General features: G+C 38.0%; 1 protein-coding gene. It reads right to left on the reverse strand.

Annotation, left to right across the window (positions count from 1 at the left end):
- Positions 1–61 precede the first annotated feature (61 nt).
- Positions 62–1,206, reverse strand: a protein-coding gene (locus FTU64_RS16210) for an IS3-like element ISAba14 family transposase (RefSeq protein ID WP_099046175.1) whose coding sequence is annotated in 2 segments (ribosomal slippage) — positions 62–942 and positions 942–1,206 — 1,146 coding nt in all. Because the reading frame shifts where the segments join, the coding sequence is not laid out codon by codon here.
- Positions 1,207–1,282: the final 76 nt, after the last annotated feature.

The raw sequence follows: 1,282 nt of genomic DNA on the forward strand, positions 1-1,282 counted from the left end.
AGAGGTGGTTCCACTTGTTTGAACAACTAAAAGCGTATTTATAAGTGATATTCCGCTCTAGTTAAGCCACCTTGTTTTGTTGGGGTAGCTGATCATAGTAAAACTCATTTGGTGTCATTTTGTCTAGACTCGAATGAGGTCGTTTCAGATTATAAAACTCAAAATATGCACTCAATTGCTTTTTCGCATCTGTGACACTGCTATAAGCTTTGAGATACACCTCTTCATATTTAACGCTCCGCCATAATCGTTCAACCATCACATTATCTACCCATCGACCTTTACCATCCATACTGATTTGAATGCCATTTGATTTCAATACATCAATAAATGCATCACTGGTGAACTGACTGCCTTGGTCTGTATTCAATATTTCAGGTGATCCATATTTTTCAATCGCTTCATTTAAAGCCGAAATACAAAAATCCACCTCCATACTAATCGATACCCTATGCGCAAGTACCTTGCGGCTATGCCAATCAATCACAGCACATAAATAAACAAAGCCTTTTGCCATAGGGATATACGTTATATCCGTAGACCACACTTGATTACTGCGCTGAATAGCCAATCCTTTGAGCAGATATGGATATTTACGGTGAGCTTGATTAGCCTGGCTTAAATTTGGTTTGCAATATAACGCCTGAATACCCATTTTCTTCATTAAAGTACGTGTATGACGTCGTCCTATATGATGCCCTTGACGATTCAACAAATCACGCATCATACGACTGCCTGCAAAAGGATATTGCATATGTAATTCATCAATACATCGCATCAGCTTCAGATCTGATGAGCTAACAGGTTTTGGGCGATAATAATAACAACCACGAGAGACTTTCAGTAACTTAGCTTGTTTAGATACTGAAATCTGAAGTGAGTGATCGATTAACTTTTGTGGTTGAAGCGGCCCAGTTTCTTCAACACACCTTCTAAAAAATCAATTTCTAATGCCTGCTCACCGATTTTTGCATGTAACTTTTTAAGATCAATGGGAGGTTCTGATGGAGCTTTTGATTGATCGAAAGCTTGTGAGGAAGCTGAGATCAATTGATTTTTCCAGTCAATAATTTGGTTTTGATGAACATCAAACTCAGAACTCAATTCAGCAAGTGTTTTTTCTGCTTTGATCGCAGCAAGTGCTACCTTAGCCTTAAAGTCGTTTGAATGATTTCTTCTTGGTCTACGTGCCATAAAATACTCCATATATTGATGTTTATAACATCATTTGAGGAGCAGAGTATCACTTATAGGAGTTGTTCAAATTTCCGGATCCATCTCT

Source organism: Acinetobacter sp. YH12128, from assembly GCF_013418655.1.
Taxonomy (GTDB): Bacteria; Pseudomonadota; Gammaproteobacteria; order Pseudomonadales; family Moraxellaceae; genus Acinetobacter; species Acinetobacter amyesii.